The sequence below is a fragment of the Pseudomonas cavernicola genome (assembly GCF_003596405.1).
In the GTDB taxonomy this organism is placed as follows: domain Bacteria; phylum Pseudomonadota; class Gammaproteobacteria; order Pseudomonadales; family Pseudomonadaceae; genus Aquipseudomonas; species Aquipseudomonas cavernicola.
Map to the genome: position 1 here is coordinate 786,477 of NZ_QYUR01000002.1, position 15,730 is coordinate 802,206.

Below are 15,730 nucleotides of genomic sequence, written 5' to 3' on the forward strand. Positions count from 1 at the left end.
CTCCACTCATAACCGCACGTTACCCCTTTCGGGTAAAAGCCAGCACTCGCTCGTCGGCCACCGGCTCTAGATCCGGATGCTGCCAACCGACCACTTCACCGACGCCAACTACCAACAGACCACCCGGTGCCAGGCGCTCGGCCAGGCGGTTGAGGATCTCGCGGCGACGCCAGCGACGAAAATAGATCAGCAAGTTCTGACAGAAAATGACGTCCATGCCGGACATTGGCGCCTTCGCCAGCTCCAGCACATTGAGTCGGGCGCAACACACTCGCGCAGCCAGACTCGGTATTACCTTAAAACGTCCATCGGCCTGCGCTTCAAAGTAACGCTCACTCAGGTCCATATCCATTTGCTCGAGCCTGCGCGCGCCGTATTGACCTTCGCGCGCCTTGCTCAGGGCATTCAGACTGATATCGGTACCGGTCACGCCAAACTGCGCGGGATGTTCACTTTCACGCAACACTTCGGCGGCACAGATCGCCAAGGAGTAAGGCTCCTCACCACTGGAGCAACCCACACTCCACAAGGCCCAAGGCTGCTCACCAGCCTTAGCACGCGCCAGGCGCTCACTCAGGTAATGCTCAAGCACCTCGAAGGATGGGCGATGGCGGAAAAACCGGGTTTCTTGAACCGTCAGGCGATCCAGCAGGGTCGACCATTCCACCGCCCCACGCGGGCCATCGGTGACCTGTCGGTAGTAGCTTGAATAGTCAGCCACACCCAGTTCGCGCATCCGCGCGCTGAGGTTGGTCTGCAAAAATGCCTGGCGCTGTTCGCTGATCACTACCCCGGTACGCTCCTCCAACAACGTTTGCCAGTCGTGGAATTCTGCCGGAGTCATATCGACCAGGGGTTTCAAGGCCCAGGCCCCGCTTGGCTGCATGCCGTGCCCCTCGCTCATGGTCGCGTAGCGGCGACCTCTTCAGGCCGCCGCACCTCTCCTGATCAGGCTTGGTCCGTAGCTTCCGGCAAGGTAAAGCCGGAAACCGACCGACGCATCTCGCTGGCCATCTTGGCCAGGTTACCAATGCTCTTGGCGGTAGCCGTGGTCCCCGAGGAGGTCTGCGAAGTGATCTCCTGAATCACGTTCATGGTGTTGGAGATATGACCTGCCGAGGAAGCTTGCTGGCGAGCGGCGTTGGAGATGTTCTGAATCAAGGCCGCGAGGGTCTTGGATACTTTCTCGATCTCTTCTAGTGACACACCGGCGTCTTGCGCCAGACGAGCACCGCGCACCACTTCAGAGGTGGTTTGCTCCATCGAGATAACCGCCTCGTTGGTGTCGGTCTGAATCGTTTTAACCAGCGCCTCGATCTGCTTGGTTGCCGCGGAGGAACGTTCCGCGAGGCGCTGTACCTCGTCCGCTACCACGGCGAAGCCACGACCCGCGTCACCGGCCATGGAGGCCTGGATCGCGGCGTTCAGGGCGAGGATGTTGGTCTGGTCGGCAATGTCGTTAATCAGGCTAACGATGTCACCGATCTCCTGGGACGATTCACCAAGACGCTTGATCCGCTTCGAGGTGTCCTGGATCTGCTCCCGGATGTTATCCATGCCGGTGATGGTGTTGTGCACCACCTCGTTACCTTTATTGGCGATGGCTACCGAACGTTCCGCTACCGCGGAGGATTCCGAGGCGTTCGCCGATACCTGGTCAATCGACACGGCCATTTCGTTGATCGCCGCGGAAGCGCCGGCAATTTCCTGCGCCTGGTGCTCGGAAGCTTCGGCCAGGTGCATGGCTGTCGCCTGGGTCTCCTGGGCGGCCGCTGCCACTTGTACGGCGGTCAGGTTGATCGTTGCGACCAGGTCACGCAGTTGGTCGATCGAGTAGTTGATCGAGTCCGCAATGGCGCCGGTGAAGTCCTCGGTTACCGTTGCCGCTACCGTCAGGTCACCGTCGGCGAGGTCGGCGATTTCATCCAGCAGTCGCAGAATCGCCGCCTGGTTACGCTCGTTCTTCTCGGCGGTTTCAGCCAGACGACTGCGGGTGCTCTGCACCATGACCAGGCCGATCAAGATAATCGAGGCCAAGGCCAACAGGCCCAGCACATAACCGACGACGGTATTCAGGTAACGGCCACCGGCCAGGCTTTCAAAACCGCTGGCCAGTTGCGAGGCTTTGTCCAGCAAGGTCTGGGACACGCTGAAGATGCTGCTGGCAGACTCACGAACCTGAAACAGCTCTGGCGAAGTTTCCAGAATCTCGTCCACCGAACCGGATACGAACTCGAACAGCTCGGAAATTTCCGCCAGCCGCTCAAGGGCTTCCTGGTCGGTCACCTTGGCAATTTTCATCGCCGCATTGCCTTCCAGCATCGCGCTCAGTACGCGGCCGAACAGGCTGGCATCGCGGCCGAACATGTCGGCGGCCTGCACCGAGTCCTCATCACCGGCGAGCACTTTGTTCACCGAACCAAGGATCCGTTCGGCCAACAGCGATTGACGCTGGGCGACCGAAACCTGGGCGGCCGGCGCACCGCTTTCGAGGAGAATGTCGACCACCTCTTCGTACTCGACCTGCAGCTGCGGAATGGTTTCCGCCAGGGTCGCGGCGACCTGGTGCAGGGAGAGAACCGTCTGTTCGCTGGCGAGGATGGCATCGGAGTTCTTCCGCAGGCTGTCCCAGTCCTGTTGCACGGCGGACATTTCCGTCTGCACCGCTTCTGGAGCCGACGGCAGCCCCGTCGACTCGTCACCGTTGACCAGGAAGCCCCAGCGTTTCTCGAAGTCGTTGCGCGCGTCTTTCAGCAGGGCGAAGGCCTCGACCTTACCCGCCGCCGCTTCCGTGGCGTTCTTCGCGATCCGCTGGGAGAGCACACGCAGCTCACCGGAGTGGCTGATGTATTCCTTGTCGTAGTTCGACTGGGTGTTGATATAGGCGAAGTTGGCGAACAACAACACGATGGAAACGATCAGGACGATGAAAAGCCCCGCGATCAACGTGCTGCTGCGCATCCCAGCCAATAGATTGCCTGCGTTTAGTTTTTTCATTTTTTGGCCCCCGCCTGGACCCACCGCACTACGTTTCCCATGTAACGCCAAAGGGCCGGCAACGCCGACCCAACCGAAAAATGTTTAGAAAGCCACGTCGAGGAAGCCCGGGTGCTGTGCCAGCGCATGAGGGCTGAACACCAGCCAGGGCTGTTCGCGCTGGAAGACCCCGTGAATGAAGGGCTGAATGACCGCTTCGAGCGGTGGTAGCTGCTCGGAAAAGCTATTCACAGGGAAGTGTTGCATGCCAAACACTTCATCGACCGTCAGGCCTGCGAAGACTTCCTGATGATCCACCACCAACACCCGCCGCTGCTTACGCAAAGGCGACAGCTCATTGCCGAAGAAACCACACAGGTCCATCACCGGCAGCAAGCGACCACGCACGTTGGCGACACCCTTGACCCAACTTTTCACGCCCGGCAGCAAGGTAAATCTCGGCTCGTGCAGCACTTCGCCCACTTCCCCCATGGGTGCAACAAACAGTCGCTCGCCCATGCGAAAGCCAATGCCGCTCCAGGTCTGCACCACCGCCCGCTGCGACGGCAGCCCAGCCGCCAGCAGCCGACAGCGTTGGTCGATCTCGAGGAGAAGCTGAAAGGGAGTCTGTACGTCCGACATGCGGCCAGGGCCTTCTTCTTATTTTTAGCTACGGACTAGCACGGCATCAGCCGGCCAGCACCGCATTCAAGGTTTTCAGCAGCGTGTCTTCATCCACCGGCTTGGTCAGGTAGTCACGCGCACCTTGGCGCTTACCCCAGACCTTATCGGTTTCCTGATCTTTGGTGGTGACGATGATGACCGGGATGTGATTGGTATCCGCATCTTTGGTCAGCTGACGGGTTGCCTGAAAGCCATTCAGACCAGGCATAACAATATCCATCAGGACTGCATCGGGCTTTTCCTGGCGAGCTAGAGCCACGCCATCAGCGCCATTCTCCGCCTTGAGTACCTGATGCCCATGCTTTTCAAGCATGGCGGTCAGCTTGTACATCTCGGTCGGCGAGTCATCAACAATTAAAATTCGAGCCATGGCGTTCCCCATATGGAAGATGCGTCACCGCCTTAGCGGTCGGACGTCAGGATGCTTGTTCCACCGGGGTGAAGTTAGGTACATGGGCCTTAATGGCACCGAGCAGCTCTTCCTTGCTAAAAGGCTTGGTGAGGTACTGATCGGAACCCACGATACGGCCTTTGGCCTTATCGAACAGACCATCCTTGGAGGACAGCATGATCACCGGGGTGGATTTGAAAGCACTGTTATTTTTAATCAGGGCGCAGGTCTGATAGCCATCGAGCCGCGGCATCATGATGTCGACAAAGATGATGTTGGGATGGGTATCGGCGATTTTAGCCAGCGCATCGAAGCCATCTACCGCGGTGATGACTTCACAACCCACTTTTTTCAGCAGGGTTTCCGCAGTGCGACGAATCGTCTTCGAATCGTCAATCACCATGACCCTCAGCCCTTCGGAATGCTGTTCCATGTTCGCCCTACCATCGCCTCGGTGAGTCGTTATTTTTCTACGTTTCAGTGCGCCTGAGGCCTTACCAGCGACGGGCTGCGACCCAATCGCAGGCCTTTTTAGCACACTCTCTAGATGCAATCTATAAGCCTTAGAAGCGCTAGGTTTTTCCTTGACCGGGAAGGTCGTCAGCGCCACCCTGGCGCCACACAGTCTAGCCTCGACAGTTTTTTACTGTCGCATTCCTTTTGCGGAGGATTCCCCCCATGAGCGTTCGCCTCGGCATAGTCATGGACCCGATTGCGCGCATTTCCTTCAAGAAGGACAGCTCGCTGGCCATGCTACTGGCCGCTCAGGCCCGTGGCTGGTCTCTCTTTTATATGGAACAGCACGATCTTTACCAAATTGGCGGTGAGGCCCGGGCGCGCATGCGCCCACTCAAAGTCTTCGAAGATCCCCAACACTGGTTCGAACTGGACGCTGAAAGCGATCTCTCGCTGAGCGAACTCGACGTGATCCTGATGCGCAAGGATCCGCCGTTCGATATGGAGTTCGTCTATAGCACCTATCTACTGGAGCAGGCCGAGCGCGCCGGCGTACTGGTGGTCAATCGCCCGCAAAGCCTACGCGACTGTAATGAGAAGCTGTTTGCCACCCAGTTCCCCCACTGCACCCCACCGACGCTGGTCAGCTGCCGTGCCGACATTTTGCGCGAGTTTGCCAAAGAGCAACGTGACATCATTCTCAAACCCTTAGAGGGCATGGGCGGCTCTTCGATCTTTCGCCATCGCGAAGGCGACCCCAACCTCTCGGTGATTCTCGAGACCCTGACCGCCCACGGCACCCAGCAAATCATGGCGCAAGGCTACCTGCCGGCGATCAAGGACGGTGACAAGCGCATTCTGATGATTGACGGCGAGCCGATCCCCTATTGCCTCGCGCGCATCCCGGCTGCCGGTGAAACCCGTGGCAACCTGGCAGCCGGCGGACGTGGCGAGGCGCGCCCCCTGACCGAGCGCGATCGCTGGATCGCCGCCCAGGTCGGCCCAACGCTGCGCGAGAAAGGCCTGCTATTTGTGGGGCTGGATGTAATCGGCGAACACCTCACCGAGATCAACGTGACCAGCCCGACCTGCATCCGCGAGATCGACAATGCCTTTGGGACGAAGATTGGCGAGCAATTGATGGATGCCATTGCCAAGCAGCTGAGCCAGCGTTGATCGGCTCCGCGCTACGACTTAAGCAGACGCCACGCCGGGCTTGCGTGAACGTATTGGACGAGCGCGGCACAACCTCACGCTGAAATGCTCAGTACTTCACCAAGCCGCGCAGTGCTTCATGGACTTTTTCCCGAGCCCTCGGCAGACTGCGCGGCAACCTGAACTGACCACGATGAGCGATGAACGCAGCCGCCCTCCCGCCTGAACTGTCTTCCGCTGGCGTCCGCCCTGCGGATCGGCTGGGCTTTACCCTGTTTCTCGCTGCGGTGCTGCATGTGGCGCTAATCCTCGGCATCAGCTTCACCCTGGTCGAACCGAGCCAGATCAGCAAAACCCTGGAAATCACTCTGTCCACGTTCAAGAGCAAGGAAAAGCCCAAACAGGCCGACTACCTTGCTCAAGACAACCAACAGGGCAGTGGCACCCTGGAGCACAAAGCCGCACCGAAGACGACCGAGAAGGCGCTATTTCAGGATAAAGAGGTCAAACGCGTCACCCCGCCGGCCGCCCCACGGCAAACCACGCACCAGGAAGCGCCGAAAGCGGCGGTCGCCACCCGCACCCCGCAACCGCAGAAAACGCCGATCAAGCGCGAACAAGCCAAGCCAGAACCGCAAACTCGCCCAGCACCGGCGTTCGATAGCACACAACTGTCCGCCGAAATCTCCAGCCTGGAGGCCGAACTGGCGCAAGAACAGCAGTTGTATGCCAAGAGACCGAAAATTCACCGCCTGAACGCCGCTTCGACCATGCGCGACAAAGGTGCCTGGTATAAGGATGAGTGGCGCAAGAAGGTCGAGCGGGTGGGCAACCTCAACTATCCCGACGAGGCGCGCCGCCAACAGATTTACGGCAACCTGAGGCTGCTAGTCTCGATTAACCGCGACGGCAGCCTGTACGAGGTGCAGGTGCTGGAATCCTCCGGGCAACCGCTACTCGACCAAGCAGCCTTGCGCATCGTCCGCCTGGCCGCTCCATTCTCGCCGTTCACCGGCGATCTGGCGGATATCGATCGCCTGGAAATCATCCGGACCTGGCGCTTCGAGCGCGGCGACCGCCTGTCGAGCAAGTGAGCTCTGCTTGTCAGGGCGGCCACCCAGCGGCCACACTATTACTCATGAAAGACGCCAGCCCGAGCTACCTCAAGCATCACCTCCTGATTGCCATGCCGCACATGGCCGATCCGCATTTCGCGCAGACTGTCAGCTACATCGTCGAGCACAACGCCCAAGGCGCCATGGGCCTGATGATCAACCGGCCCAGCGGCTTGAGCCTTGCCGACGTGCTCGAACAACTGCGCCCGGACAGCCCTCCACCGCTCCGCTGCCAGAGCCTGCCGATCTTTTCCGGCGGTCCGGTGCAAACCGACCGAGGCTTTGTCCTGCACCCCGCCGGACAACAGTTCCAGGCCACCCTGGAGCTGGGCGAACTTGCGCTATCGACCTCGCAGGATGCGCTGTTCGCGATTGCCGACGGCACAGGCCCGGAAAAATACCTGATCACCCTGGGCTACGCGGGCTGGGAAGCCGGACAGCTGGAGAGCGAACTGATCAATAACGTCTGGCTGACCTGCCCAGCCGACCCACGCATTCTCTTTGACCTGCCCTACGACCAACGCCTGAATGCCGCGGCAGAGCGCCTGGGCATCAACCTCAGCTTGCTGACTTCCCAGGCCGGGCACGCCTAATGGCCGCGCCCCTCTCCGACAAGCCGCTGCGCCTCCTGCTCGGTTTCGATTACGGCACCAAACAGATTGGCGTCGCCGTTGGCCAGGCGATTACCGGCCAGGCCCGAGAGCTGTGCGTATTGAAGGCGCAGAACGGCGTACCCGACTGGCTGAAAGTCGAGGCACTGATCCGTGAATGGCAGCCCGACGCCATAGTCGTCGGCCTGCCGCTGAACATGGACGGCACGCCCAGCGAGATGAGCGAGCGCGCGGAAAAGTTCGCGCGCCGCCTGAATGGCCGCTTCAACCTGCCGGTACACACCCACGACGAACGCCTGACTACTTATGCCGCAAAAGGCGAACGGTTGAGCCAAGGCCAACGCGGTGGCTATCGGGAAAACCCGGTCGACGCCCTGGCTGCCGCCCTGCTACTGGAAGGCTGGCTGGCCGAGCACACTAGTGGCCTGCACGGCTAGCCGGTTAACTCAAGTTCGGATGCCTGGAGCTCTGAGACAAGGCGCCGCGACGGGTCATAGCCGGGCTACGGCAAGGAGCGGCAACGCAGCATCGGGGCTTCAGGCGCCGAAATTGACTAATTGAACTAGCCACACAGGCCACTAACGTCTGAGACGCGCCACTGCACGCCATTGCGGCCCACGAGGAGACACCATGAGCCTGCCCAACCCTGCCGAGCTGCTGCCGCAGATGGCTGCTGCGCTGAACACCCACCTGGCCAGCCGCAACATCACCGAGCCGCGCTTTATCGGCATTCACACCGGCGGCGTCTGGGTGGCTCAGGCTCTGCTGCAAGCCCTCGGGCGCAGCGATGTGCTGGGGATTCTCGACGTATCCTTCTATCGCGATGACTTCACCCAGAGCGGCCTGCACCCGCAAGTGCGACCCTCGGAACTGCCGTTCGAGATCGAAGGCCAGCATCTGGTGCTGGTCGACGACGTGCTGATGAGCGGCCGAACCGTCCGCGCCGCCCTCAATGAACTGTTCGACTACGGCCGCCCTGCCAGCGTGACGCTGGTCTGCCTGCTCGACCTTTGTGCGCGCGAGTTGCCGATTCGTCCGGATGTGGTCGGCGCCATACTGTCGCTCGCCCCTACCGAGCGGGTAAAATTACTCGGCCCCGCGCCGCTCACCCTTGAGCAGCAGCCCCCCGCCGCCAACTGAAAACGCTGTTTGCAACGTAGTCGAGCGAAGGTCAGGCAAGGCGAAAATGGCTAAGGACGCGGAGTTTACAAGCTGTAAATGAGCAGTCCGAAGCCATTTTTAACGCAGCATCACCGAGCGCAGATACTTTGCTAACAGCTTTGAGAACCCCGCGATGACACCGACCGATGCCAAGCGCCCGCTGCAGCTCAACGATCAGGGCCAGCTACGCCACTTCCTCACGCTCGACGGTCTACCTCGTGAGCTGTTGACCGAAATCCTCGATACCGCCGACTCGTTCCTCGAGGTCGGCGCCCGCGCGGTAAAAAAAGTCCCACTGCTACGCGGCAAGACCGTGTGCAACGTGTTCTTCGAGAACTCCACGCGCACCCGCACCACCTTCGAGCTGGCCGCCCAGCGGCTGTCCGCGGACGTGATCACGCTGAACGTCTCCACCTCATCGACCAGCAAGGGCGAGACGCTACTCGATACCCTGCGCAACCTGGAAGCGATGGCCGCCGACATTTTCGTGGTGCGCCACGCAGACTCCGGCGCCGCACACTTTATCGCCGAGCATGTGTGCCCAAACAGGGCGATCATCAACGGTGGCGATGGCCGCCATGCGCACCCGACCCAGGGCATGCTCGACATGCTGACCATCCGCCGGCACAAGGGCGGTTTTGAAAACCTCTCGGTGGCTATCGTCGGCGACATCCTACATTCGCGGGTGGCGCGCTCGAACATGCTGGCGCTGAAGACTCTCGGCTGCCCGGACATCCGTGTGATCGCGCCGAAAACCCTGCTGCCGGTCGGTATCGAGCAATACGGCGTGCGCGTGTTCACCGACCTCGCCGAAGGCCTGAAGGACGTCGACGTGGTCATCATGCTGCGCCTGCAGCGGGAACGCATGACCGGCGGCCTGCTGCCCAGCGAGGGCGAGTTCTACCGCCTCTACGGCCTGACCAGCGAGCGCTTGAAGCTGGCCAAACCGGATGCACTGGTCATGCACCCCGGGCCCATCAACCGCGGTGTGGAGATCGAGTCGGCGGTGGCCGACGGCCCGCAGTCGGTGATCCTCAATCAAGTCACCTATGGCATCGCCATCCGCATGGCGGTGCTGTCCATGGCCATGAGCGGACAGAACACCCAGCGCCAAATGAATCAAGACTCCGAGGAGCAAAACTGATGCGCATCGTTATCCTCGGCGCCCGCGTGATCGACCCGGCCAGCGGCCTGGATCAACTCAGCGACCTGTACCTGCAAGACGGTAAAATCGCCGCAATTGGTCAGGCGCCAGCCGACTTCGTGGTCGAGCAGAGTCTCGACGCGCAAGGCCTGGTCGCCGCACCAGGCCTGGTCGATCTCAGTGTCGCGCTGCGTGAGCCTGGCTATAGTCGCAAAGGCAGCATCGCCAGCGAGACCCTCGCCGCAGCGGCCGGCGGCATTACCAGCCTGTGCTGCCCGCCGTTCACTCGCCCGATTCTGGATACGCCAGCCGTCGCCGAACTGATTCTCGACCGCGCCCGCGCCGCCGGCCACACCAAGGTCTTCCCGATCGGCGCACTAAGCAAAGGCTTGGCCGGCGAGCAGCTGGCCGAATTGGTCGCCCTGCGCGATGCCGGTTGCGTGGCGTTCGGCAATGGTCTGGACAGCTTCAACAATAACCGCACCCTGCGACGCGCCTTGGAATACGCGGCGACCTTCGACCTGACCGTGGTATTCCACTCGCAAGATCACGACCTGGCCGAAGGTGGTCTGGCCCACGAAGGGGCGACCGCCAGCTTTCTTGGCCTGCCGGGCATCCCGGAAAGCGCCGAGACCGTCGCCTTGGCCCGCGACCTGCTGTTGGTCGAGCAAACTGGCGTGCGCGCACACTTCAGCCAACTGACCAGCGCGCGTGGTGCCCAACTGATCGCCGAGGCGCAAGCTCGCGGCCTACCGGTCACTGCGGATGTCGCGCTGTACCAGCTTATTCTCACGGACGAGGCGCTGATCGACTTCTCCAGCCTCTACCACGTGCAGCCGCCGCTGCGCACCGTCGCCGACCGCGACGGTCTGCGCGCCGCCGTAAAGTCCGGGGTGATCCAGGCTATCGCCAGCCATCACCAGCCCCATGAAGCCGACGCCAAGCTGGCGCCGTTCGGCGCCACCGAGCCCGGCATCAGCAGCGTCGAACTGCTGCTACCGCTGGCACTGAGCCTGGTACAGGACGGCTTCCTGGATCTGCCAACCCTGCTGACCCGCCTCAGCACCGGCCCCGCCCAGGCTCTACGCCTGCCCGCGGGCCGACTGTCGGTCGGGCAGCCCGCTGACCTGGTGCTATTCGACCCACAGGCTTCGACCCTAGCCGGTGAAACCTGGTACTCCAAGGGTGAGAACTGCCCGTTCATCGGCCACTGCCTGCCGGGTTCCGTGCGCTACACCTTGGTGGATGGGCATATCAGCTACCAAGCCTGATCGCAGCCACGAAAAAGCCCGCCGATTGGCGGGCTTTTTTCTGCACGGTCGGTTTAGACGCGCTGGACGTTGCGCACTGAGACCTGCTCGTTCAGCGTCCAGAAATCGTAGAGCACGCCGATCAGGAACAGCCCGCCGGTGAATAGATAGATGATCCCAGTGATCCACTTGCCCTGATACATCCGGTGCACACCGAATACACCGAGGAAGGTCAGCAGAATCCAGGCGACGTTGTAGTCCGTCTCACCGGCGTTGAAACGCAGATCCGCCTCGCGATCCATCGAAGGGATCAGGAACAGGTCGATGATCCAGCCGATGAACAACAGGCCGAGGGTGAAGAACCAGATGGTCCCGGTCACCGGTTTGCCGTAATAGAAGCGGTGCGCTCCGAGGAAACCGAAGATCCACAACAGATAACCGATGACCTTACTGTGGGTGTCCTGACGTACGTCCATGATTGCCTCCTGGCAGGTGACTGATGCTGTTTTGAGCGCTGAACCCAACGCAGATTTTATCGGTGCTGGAAAGCCTACAACTGGCGGCTTAACGCGGGCTAATTGAGCGCATCCCAACTGCCATTCTGCCAATCGCAGACGCAGGTCTCATCACTAAAAACACAGTTGAAAGCGGCATTTTGTCGCACCTACTTGGCTGCTGCGCATGAGTTCCAATCGACCAATGGTTAAAAAATGTGCAAAAAAGCTGTTATAAAGTTGCGCGCTTCCAACCAAGAGCCCTGCCAAATGCGTTCGATTTACCTGACATGGCTAGCCATTTGCCTTTCTTTGCCGCTCGCCGCACAAGCGACTAACCGCTATCAGCCGCTGCCTGTCGGCTCCACCGGACACACGGTAAAAGCGTATTCCGCCAGCAGCCGCAGCACGCCCAACCCGTCCCCCTCGGCGGTGGCGGCCGAGCACAGCAGCAATGTCTTGAGCCGCGCAGTAAACGCGCTCGGCATACGCTATCGCTGGGGTGGCAGCACGCCGGAAAAAGGCTTCGACTGCAGCGGCCTGGTCAAATACGCCTTCGGTGATATCGACGAGGTGGATCTTCCCCGCACGTCTAACGCCATGTCGCGCGCCGACGGGCAAAAAGTTGCGAGGGACCAGCTCGAGCCGGGTGACCTGTTGTTCTTCAATATCAGAAGCCGCAAGGTCAACCATGTCGCGATCTACCTCGGCAACGACCGCTTTATCCATGCGCCACGCCGCGGCAAAAACGTCACCATCGACACCCTGAACAAACCGTACTGGAAACGCCATTACGTGCTGGCCAAGCGCGTGCTGCCGAACACCGAGACCGCCAGCGGCTCACAGCTGCGCCTCAGTCAGCGCTGAGAGCGCCCCAGGCCAAGCCCTGCGGCAGCCAACGCGAAAAGCAAACCCCGCGCGCCAGCGGATTAACCGGCGGTTTAGCGGAAACGCCGGCCGGTATCTTCCTCGCTGGTTTCCAGCGCCAAGCCCTGAGAGATAGTGGTCAGATGCTCGCCATCGGTCTCCGAACCGAGCTTGATCATCAAGCGCAGGTCGTTGGCCGAGTCGGCGTAGGCCAGCGCATCTTCATAGGTGATCTCGCCTTGGGTATACAGCTGATAGAGCGCCTGATCGAAGGTCTGCATGCCCAGTTCGGTGGAGCGCTTCATCAAGGCTTTCAGCTCATGCACCTCACCTTTGCGGATCAAGTCGGCCGCTAGCGGCGTGTTGATCAGCACTTCGATCACCGCGCGCCGGCCCTTGCCATCTGGGGTTGGCACCAGCTGCTGGGCGACGATGGCCTTGAGGTTCAGCGACAAGTCCATCCACACCTGCTGCTGCCGGTCGGCCGGGAAGAAGTTGATGATCCGATCCAGCGCTTGGTTGGCGTTGTTGGCGTGCAAGGTGGCCAGGCACAAGTGGCCGGTTTCGGCGAACGCCACGGCGTGATCCATGGTCTCGCGGGTGCGCACCTCACCGATCAGGATCACATCGGGGGCCTGACGCAGGGTGTTCTTCAGCGCCACCTCGAAGGACTCGGTATCGATCCCCACTTCGCGCTGAGTGACGATGCAGCTCTGGTGCTGATGGATGTATTCGATCGGATCTTCGATGGAGATGATGTGGCCGCTGCTGTTCTTGTTGCGGTAACCGATCATCGCCGCCAGCGAGGTCGACTTACCGGTACCGGTCGCGCCGACGAACAACACCAGCCCACGCTTGGTCAGCGCCAGCTTCTTCAGCACTTCCGGCAGCTTGAGGTCTTCCAGAGTCGGAATATTGGTCTCGATGCGCCGCAGCACCATCCCCGCCAGGTTGCGCTGGTAGAAGGCACTGACCCGGAAGCGGCCGACACCACGCGCACTGATGGCGAAGTTGCATTCATGGTTTTCGGCAAAGTCCCGGCGCTGCTGCTCGTTCATCACCGCATGCACGGTTTCACGGGTCTGCTCGGGCGACATCGGGTTCTTGGTGATTGGCATGATCTTGCCATTGACCTTCATCGACGGCGGCACACCCGCCGTAATAAACAGGTCAGAGCCACCCTTTTCCACCATCAAACGCAGCAGTTTTTCGAATTCCATGGACTCTCTCGCCTATCACGCGACTCACTCACGGCAGCATTGCAGTTACCGCCAGCCCAAAGGGCGAGTCGATTGCGAGCGTGTACCGCAACCGACGTAACCCGCCCCACCACATGGCGGGGCGGATACGGATCAGAAATTCTCAGGGGTTTTGGATTTTTCGCGAGCGTTTTCGCGGGTGATCAAGCCCTTGGCCACCAAGCCCTTGAGGCAGGAGTCGAGGGTCTGCATGCCCAGCGAGCCCCCCGTCTGGATCGCCGAATACATCTGCGCGACTTTGTCTTCGCGGATCAGGTTACGGATCGCCGGGGTGCCGATCATGATCTCGTGCGCGGCCACTCGACCGCCGCCGACCTTTTTGATCAGGGTTTGCGAGATCACCGACTGCAGCGACTCGGACAACATGGAGCGGACCATGGACTTCTCTTCCGCCGGGAACACGTCGACCACCCGGTCGATGGTCTTGGCCGCCGAAGTCGTGTGCAGGGTGCCGAACACCAGGTGCCCGGTTTCCGCCGCGGTCAGCGCCAGACGGATGGTTTCCAGGTCGCGCATCTCACCGACCAGGATGATGTCCGGGTCTTCCCGCAGTGCCGAACGTAGCGCTTCGGAGAAGCCGAGGGTATCGCGATGCACTTCCCGCTGGTTGATCAGACACTTTTTCGATTCGTGAACGAATTCGATCGGGTCTTCAACGGTGAGAATGTGGTGGTATTTGTTGCTGTTTATATAGTCGAGCATCGCCGCCAGCGTGGTCGACTTGCCCGAACCGGTCGGCCCGGTGACCAATACCAGGCCTCGCGGCACATCGGAGATCTTCTTGAAGATCTCGCCCATGCCCAGGTCTTCCATGGACAGCACCTTGGATGGAATGGTCCGGAAGACCGCACCGGAACCGCGGTTCTGGTTGAAGGCGTTGACCCGGAACCGCGCGACGCCAGGGACTTCGAAGGAGAAGTCGGTCTCGAGAAACTCCTCGAAATCCTTACGCTGCTTGTCATTCATGATGTCGTAGATCAGCGCATGCACCTGCTTATGATCCAGAGCGGGTAGATTGATCCGCCGCACATCGCCGTCGACCCGAATCATCGGCGGCAAACCAGCAGAGAGGTGCAGGTCTGAAGCGCCTTGCTTGGCGCTGAAGGCAAGCAGCTCAGTGATATCCATGGAACTCCCCAATGACAAGCAAGCAAAAGGCTCTGTTGATGTATTTTCATGCGCCGCGTTGCCGCAGCAAAACCCGCCAGGCTAGGCGCGGGACGCAGGCGATGGCATTCCCTCGACAAGTCCCGCAACACCGCTTGGCGGGTTTTGCTGCGCAACCCGAAGGGACGGTGCTGTCCTGTCGCAGGACTGCGTTACTCGTCGCTCATTTGGAATAACCAAACCACACTCCTCGCACCTTGCCCTGCGACAGGACAGCCTCCGTCGCGGCGTATGAAAATACATCGACAGAGCCTAAAATGCCGCAGACCCTAGGCGGCTGGCGCAGGTAATGTCCACGATAGCAGAGAATATTGCAAAGGTCGGTGAGCGGATCCGTGAGGCGGCGCAAGCCTCGCAGCGTGATTACGCGACGATTGGCCTATTGGCAGTGAGCAAAACCAAACCGGCGCAAGCCATCCGTGAAGCCTGCGCGGCAGGCGTGCATGACTTTGGTGAAAACTACTTGCAGGAGGCCCTGAGCAAACAGGCCGAGCTGAACGACTTGCCCTTGATTTGGCATTTCATCGGCCCCATTCAGTCGAATAAGACCAAAGCTATAGCCGAGCATTTCAGCTGGGTACATTCGGTCGATCGACTCAAGATTGCCCAACGTCTGTCTGAACAGCGCCCACCACAGCTACCGCCACTGAATATCTGTTTGCAAGTTAATGTCAGCGGCGAGGCGAGCAAGTCCGGCTGTGCTCCAGAGGATTTACCGGCGCTAGCGGCCGCGGTCGCGAAGCTGCCCCGGCTTAAACTGCGCGGCCTGATGGCCATTCCCGAACCAACCGAGGATCTCGCGGCACAGCATGCGGCCTTCGCTCAAGTGCGAGAACTGCAGGCCAGCCTGAACCTGGAACTCGACACCCTGTCCATGGGCATGAGCCACGATCTGGAAGCCGCGATCGCCGAAGGCGCCAGTTGGGTGCGGATTGGCACCGCCCTATTTGGTGCCCGCGACTACAGCCACTGATGAGTCGGCCAACCCCTAGCGTGGGCC

General features: G+C 60.5%; 17 protein-coding genes. 9 read left to right on the top strand and 8 right to left on the bottom strand.

Going from position 1 to position 15,730, the window contains the following annotated elements; genetic code table 11:
• Positions 1-19: 19 nt before the first annotated feature.
• The 5 genes from D3879_RS03970 to pilG form a co-directional block, all read right to left on the bottom strand.
• Positions 20-886: a CheR family methyltransferase gene (locus D3879_RS03970; RefSeq protein ID WP_119954881.1), complete on the bottom strand. Its 867-nt coding sequence runs from the start codon at positions 884-886 to the stop codon at positions 20-22.
• Positions 887-948: 62 nt separating this feature from the next.
• Complete coding sequence (locus tag D3879_RS03975) at positions 949-2,997, bottom strand: methyl-accepting chemotaxis protein (RefSeq protein ID WP_119952783.1); 2,049 nt, start codon at positions 2,995-2,997, stop codon at positions 949-951.
• 84 nt (positions 2,998-3,081) lie between these two features.
• Positions 3,082-3,618, bottom strand: coding sequence for a chemotaxis protein CheW (locus D3879_RS03980; RefSeq protein ID WP_119952784.1), 537 nt, complete (start codon positions 3,616-3,618; stop codon positions 3,082-3,084).
• A 46-nt stretch (positions 3,619-3,664) separates the two neighbouring features.
• Entirely contained in the window at positions 3,665-4,030 is a 366-nt protein-coding gene (gene pilH, locus D3879_RS03985; RefSeq protein WP_108094980.1) for a twitching motility response regulator PilH, read from the bottom strand.
• A 46-nt stretch (positions 4,031-4,076) separates the two neighbouring features.
• A complete protein-coding gene (pilG, locus tag D3879_RS03990) occupies positions 4,077-4,484 on the bottom strand; it encodes a twitching motility response regulator PilG (protein ID WP_079203716.1) in 408 nt (135 codons plus the stop codon).
• 245 nt (positions 4,485-4,729) lie between these two features.
• Between pilG and gshB the strand changes: the two genes are divergently transcribed.
• The 7 genes from gshB to D3879_RS04025 all read left to right on the top strand — a co-directional run bounded on the left by gshB (position 4,730) and on the right by D3879_RS04025 (position 10,964).
• Positions 4,730-5,683 carry a glutathione synthase gene (gene gshB, locus D3879_RS03995; protein WP_119952785.1) on the top strand — a complete coding sequence of 318 codons (954 nt, stop codon included), beginning with the start codon at positions 4,730-4,732 and terminating at the stop codon, positions 5,681-5,683.
• A 179-nt stretch (positions 5,684-5,862) separates the two neighbouring features.
• Positions 5,863-6,756, top strand: a complete 894-nt coding sequence (locus D3879_RS04000; protein WP_119952786.1) for an energy transducer TonB — start codon at positions 5,863-5,865, stop codon at positions 6,754-6,756.
• 44 nt (positions 6,757-6,800) lie between these two features.
• Positions 6,801-7,370 carry a YqgE/AlgH family protein gene (locus D3879_RS04005; protein ID WP_119952787.1) on the top strand — a complete coding sequence of 190 codons (570 nt, stop codon included), beginning with the start codon at positions 6,801-6,803 and terminating at the stop codon, positions 7,368-7,370.
• Positions 7,370-7,825, top strand: coding sequence for a Holliday junction resolvase RuvX (gene ruvX, locus D3879_RS04010; protein WP_119952788.1), 456 nt, complete (start codon positions 7,370-7,372; stop codon positions 7,823-7,825). The genes D3879_RS04005 and ruvX overlap by 1 nt, the downstream gene beginning before the upstream one ends.
• A gap of 193 nt (positions 7,826-8,018) precedes the next feature.
• Entirely contained in the window at positions 8,019-8,528 is a 510-nt protein-coding gene (gene pyrR, locus D3879_RS04015; protein WP_119952789.1) for a bifunctional pyr operon transcriptional regulator/uracil phosphoribosyltransferase PyrR, read from the top strand.
• A 154-nt stretch (positions 8,529-8,682) separates the two neighbouring features.
• Positions 8,683-9,693 carry an aspartate carbamoyltransferase catalytic subunit gene (locus D3879_RS04020; RefSeq protein WP_119952790.1) on the top strand — a complete coding sequence of 337 codons (1,011 nt, stop codon included), beginning with the start codon at positions 8,683-8,685 and terminating at the stop codon, positions 9,691-9,693.
• Positions 9,693-10,964: a dihydroorotase gene (locus tag D3879_RS04025; RefSeq protein WP_119952791.1), complete on the top strand. Its 1,272-nt coding sequence runs from the start codon at positions 9,693-9,695 to the stop codon at positions 10,962-10,964. The genes D3879_RS04020 and D3879_RS04025 overlap by 1 nt, the downstream gene beginning before the upstream one ends.
• A 53-nt stretch (positions 10,965-11,017) precedes the next feature.
• Here the strand turns inward: D3879_RS04025 and D3879_RS04030 are convergent, their stop codons facing one another.
• Positions 11,018-11,419 (bottom strand): NINE protein, encoded by a 402-nt coding sequence (locus D3879_RS04030; RefSeq protein WP_119952792.1) that lies wholly within the window; start codon positions 11,417-11,419, stop codon positions 11,018-11,020.
• Positions 11,420-11,707: 288 nt separating this feature from the next.
• Here D3879_RS04030 and D3879_RS04035 point away from each other — a divergent pair, with 288 nt between their 5' ends.
• A complete protein-coding gene (locus D3879_RS04035) occupies positions 11,708-12,304 on the top strand; it encodes a C40 family peptidase (protein WP_119952793.1) in 597 nt (198 codons plus the stop codon).
• Positions 12,305-12,378: 74 nt separating this feature from the next.
• On the opposite strand, the gene D3879_RS04040 is transcribed toward D3879_RS04035, so the two are convergent.
• A complete protein-coding gene (locus tag D3879_RS04040; RefSeq protein ID WP_119952794.1) occupies positions 12,379-13,524 on the bottom strand; it encodes a PilT/PilU family type 4a pilus ATPase in 1,146 nt (381 codons plus the stop codon).
• 132 nt (positions 13,525-13,656) lie between these two features.
• Positions 13,657-14,691 (bottom strand): type IV pilus twitching motility protein PilT, encoded by a 1,035-nt coding sequence (pilT, locus tag D3879_RS04045; RefSeq protein ID WP_119952795.1) that lies wholly within the window; start codon positions 14,689-14,691, stop codon positions 13,657-13,659.
• Between the two features lie 328 nt (positions 14,692-15,019).
• On the opposite strand from pilT, the gene D3879_RS04055 reads away from it, so the two are divergent.
• Complete coding sequence (locus D3879_RS04055) at positions 15,020-15,703, top strand: YggS family pyridoxal phosphate-dependent enzyme (protein ID WP_119952797.1); 684 nt, start codon at positions 15,020-15,022, stop codon at positions 15,701-15,703.
• Positions 15,704-15,730 lie beyond the last annotated feature (27 nt).

Excerpts from the sequence above, each read along its gene's own strand:
- D3879_RS04035 (WP_119952793.1), top strand. The coding sequence starts at position 11,708 with ATGCGTTCGATTTACCTGACATGGCTAGCCATTTGCCTTTCTTTGCCG.
- ruvX (WP_119952788.1), top strand. The coding sequence starts at position 7,370 with ATGGCCGCGCCCCTCTCCGACAAGCCGCTGCGCCTCCTGCTCGGTTTC.
- D3879_RS03975 (WP_119952783.1), bottom strand. The coding sequence starts at position 2,997 with ATGAAAAAACTAAACGCAGGCAATCTATTGGCTGGGATGCGCAGCAGC.
- D3879_RS04025 (WP_119952791.1), top strand. The coding sequence starts at position 9,693 with ATGCGCATCGTTATCCTCGGCGCCCGCGTGATCGACCCGGCCAGCGGC.
- D3879_RS04030 (WP_119952792.1), bottom strand. The coding sequence starts at position 11,419 with ATGGACGTACGTCAGGACACCCACAGTAAGGTCATCGGTTATCTGTTG.
- D3879_RS04005 (WP_119952787.1), top strand. The coding sequence starts at position 6,801 with ATGAAAGACGCCAGCCCGAGCTACCTCAAGCATCACCTCCTGATTGCC.
- D3879_RS04055 (WP_119952797.1), top strand. The coding sequence starts at position 15,020 with ATGTCCACGATAGCAGAGAATATTGCAAAGGTCGGTGAGCGGATCCGT.
- pyrR (WP_119952789.1), top strand. The coding sequence starts at position 8,019 with ATGAGCCTGCCCAACCCTGCCGAGCTGCTGCCGCAGATGGCTGCTGCG.
- D3879_RS03970 (WP_119954881.1), bottom strand. The coding sequence starts at position 886 with ATGCAGCCAAGCGGGGCCTGGGCCTTGAAACCCCTGGTCGATATGACT.
- D3879_RS03980 (WP_119952784.1), bottom strand. The coding sequence starts at position 3,618 with ATGTCGGACGTACAGACTCCCTTTCAGCTTCTCCTCGAGATCGACCAA.
- pilG (WP_079203716.1), bottom strand. The coding sequence starts at position 4,484 with ATGGAACAGCATTCCGAAGGGCTGAGGGTCATGGTGATTGACGATTCG.
- gshB (WP_119952785.1), top strand. The coding sequence starts at position 4,730 with ATGAGCGTTCGCCTCGGCATAGTCATGGACCCGATTGCGCGCATTTCC.
- D3879_RS04000 (WP_119952786.1), top strand. The coding sequence starts at position 5,863 with ATGAACGCAGCCGCCCTCCCGCCTGAACTGTCTTCCGCTGGCGTCCGC.
- D3879_RS04040 (WP_119952794.1), bottom strand. The coding sequence starts at position 13,524 with ATGGAATTCGAAAAACTGCTGCGTTTGATGGTGGAAAAGGGTGGCTCT.
- pilT (WP_119952795.1), bottom strand. The coding sequence starts at position 14,691 with ATGGATATCACTGAGCTGCTTGCCTTCAGCGCCAAGCAAGGCGCTTCA.
- pilH (WP_108094980.1), bottom strand. The coding sequence starts at position 4,030 with ATGGCTCGAATTTTAATTGTTGATGACTCGCCGACCGAGATGTACAAG.
- D3879_RS04020 (WP_119952790.1), top strand. The coding sequence starts at position 8,683 with ATGACACCGACCGATGCCAAGCGCCCGCTGCAGCTCAACGATCAGGGC.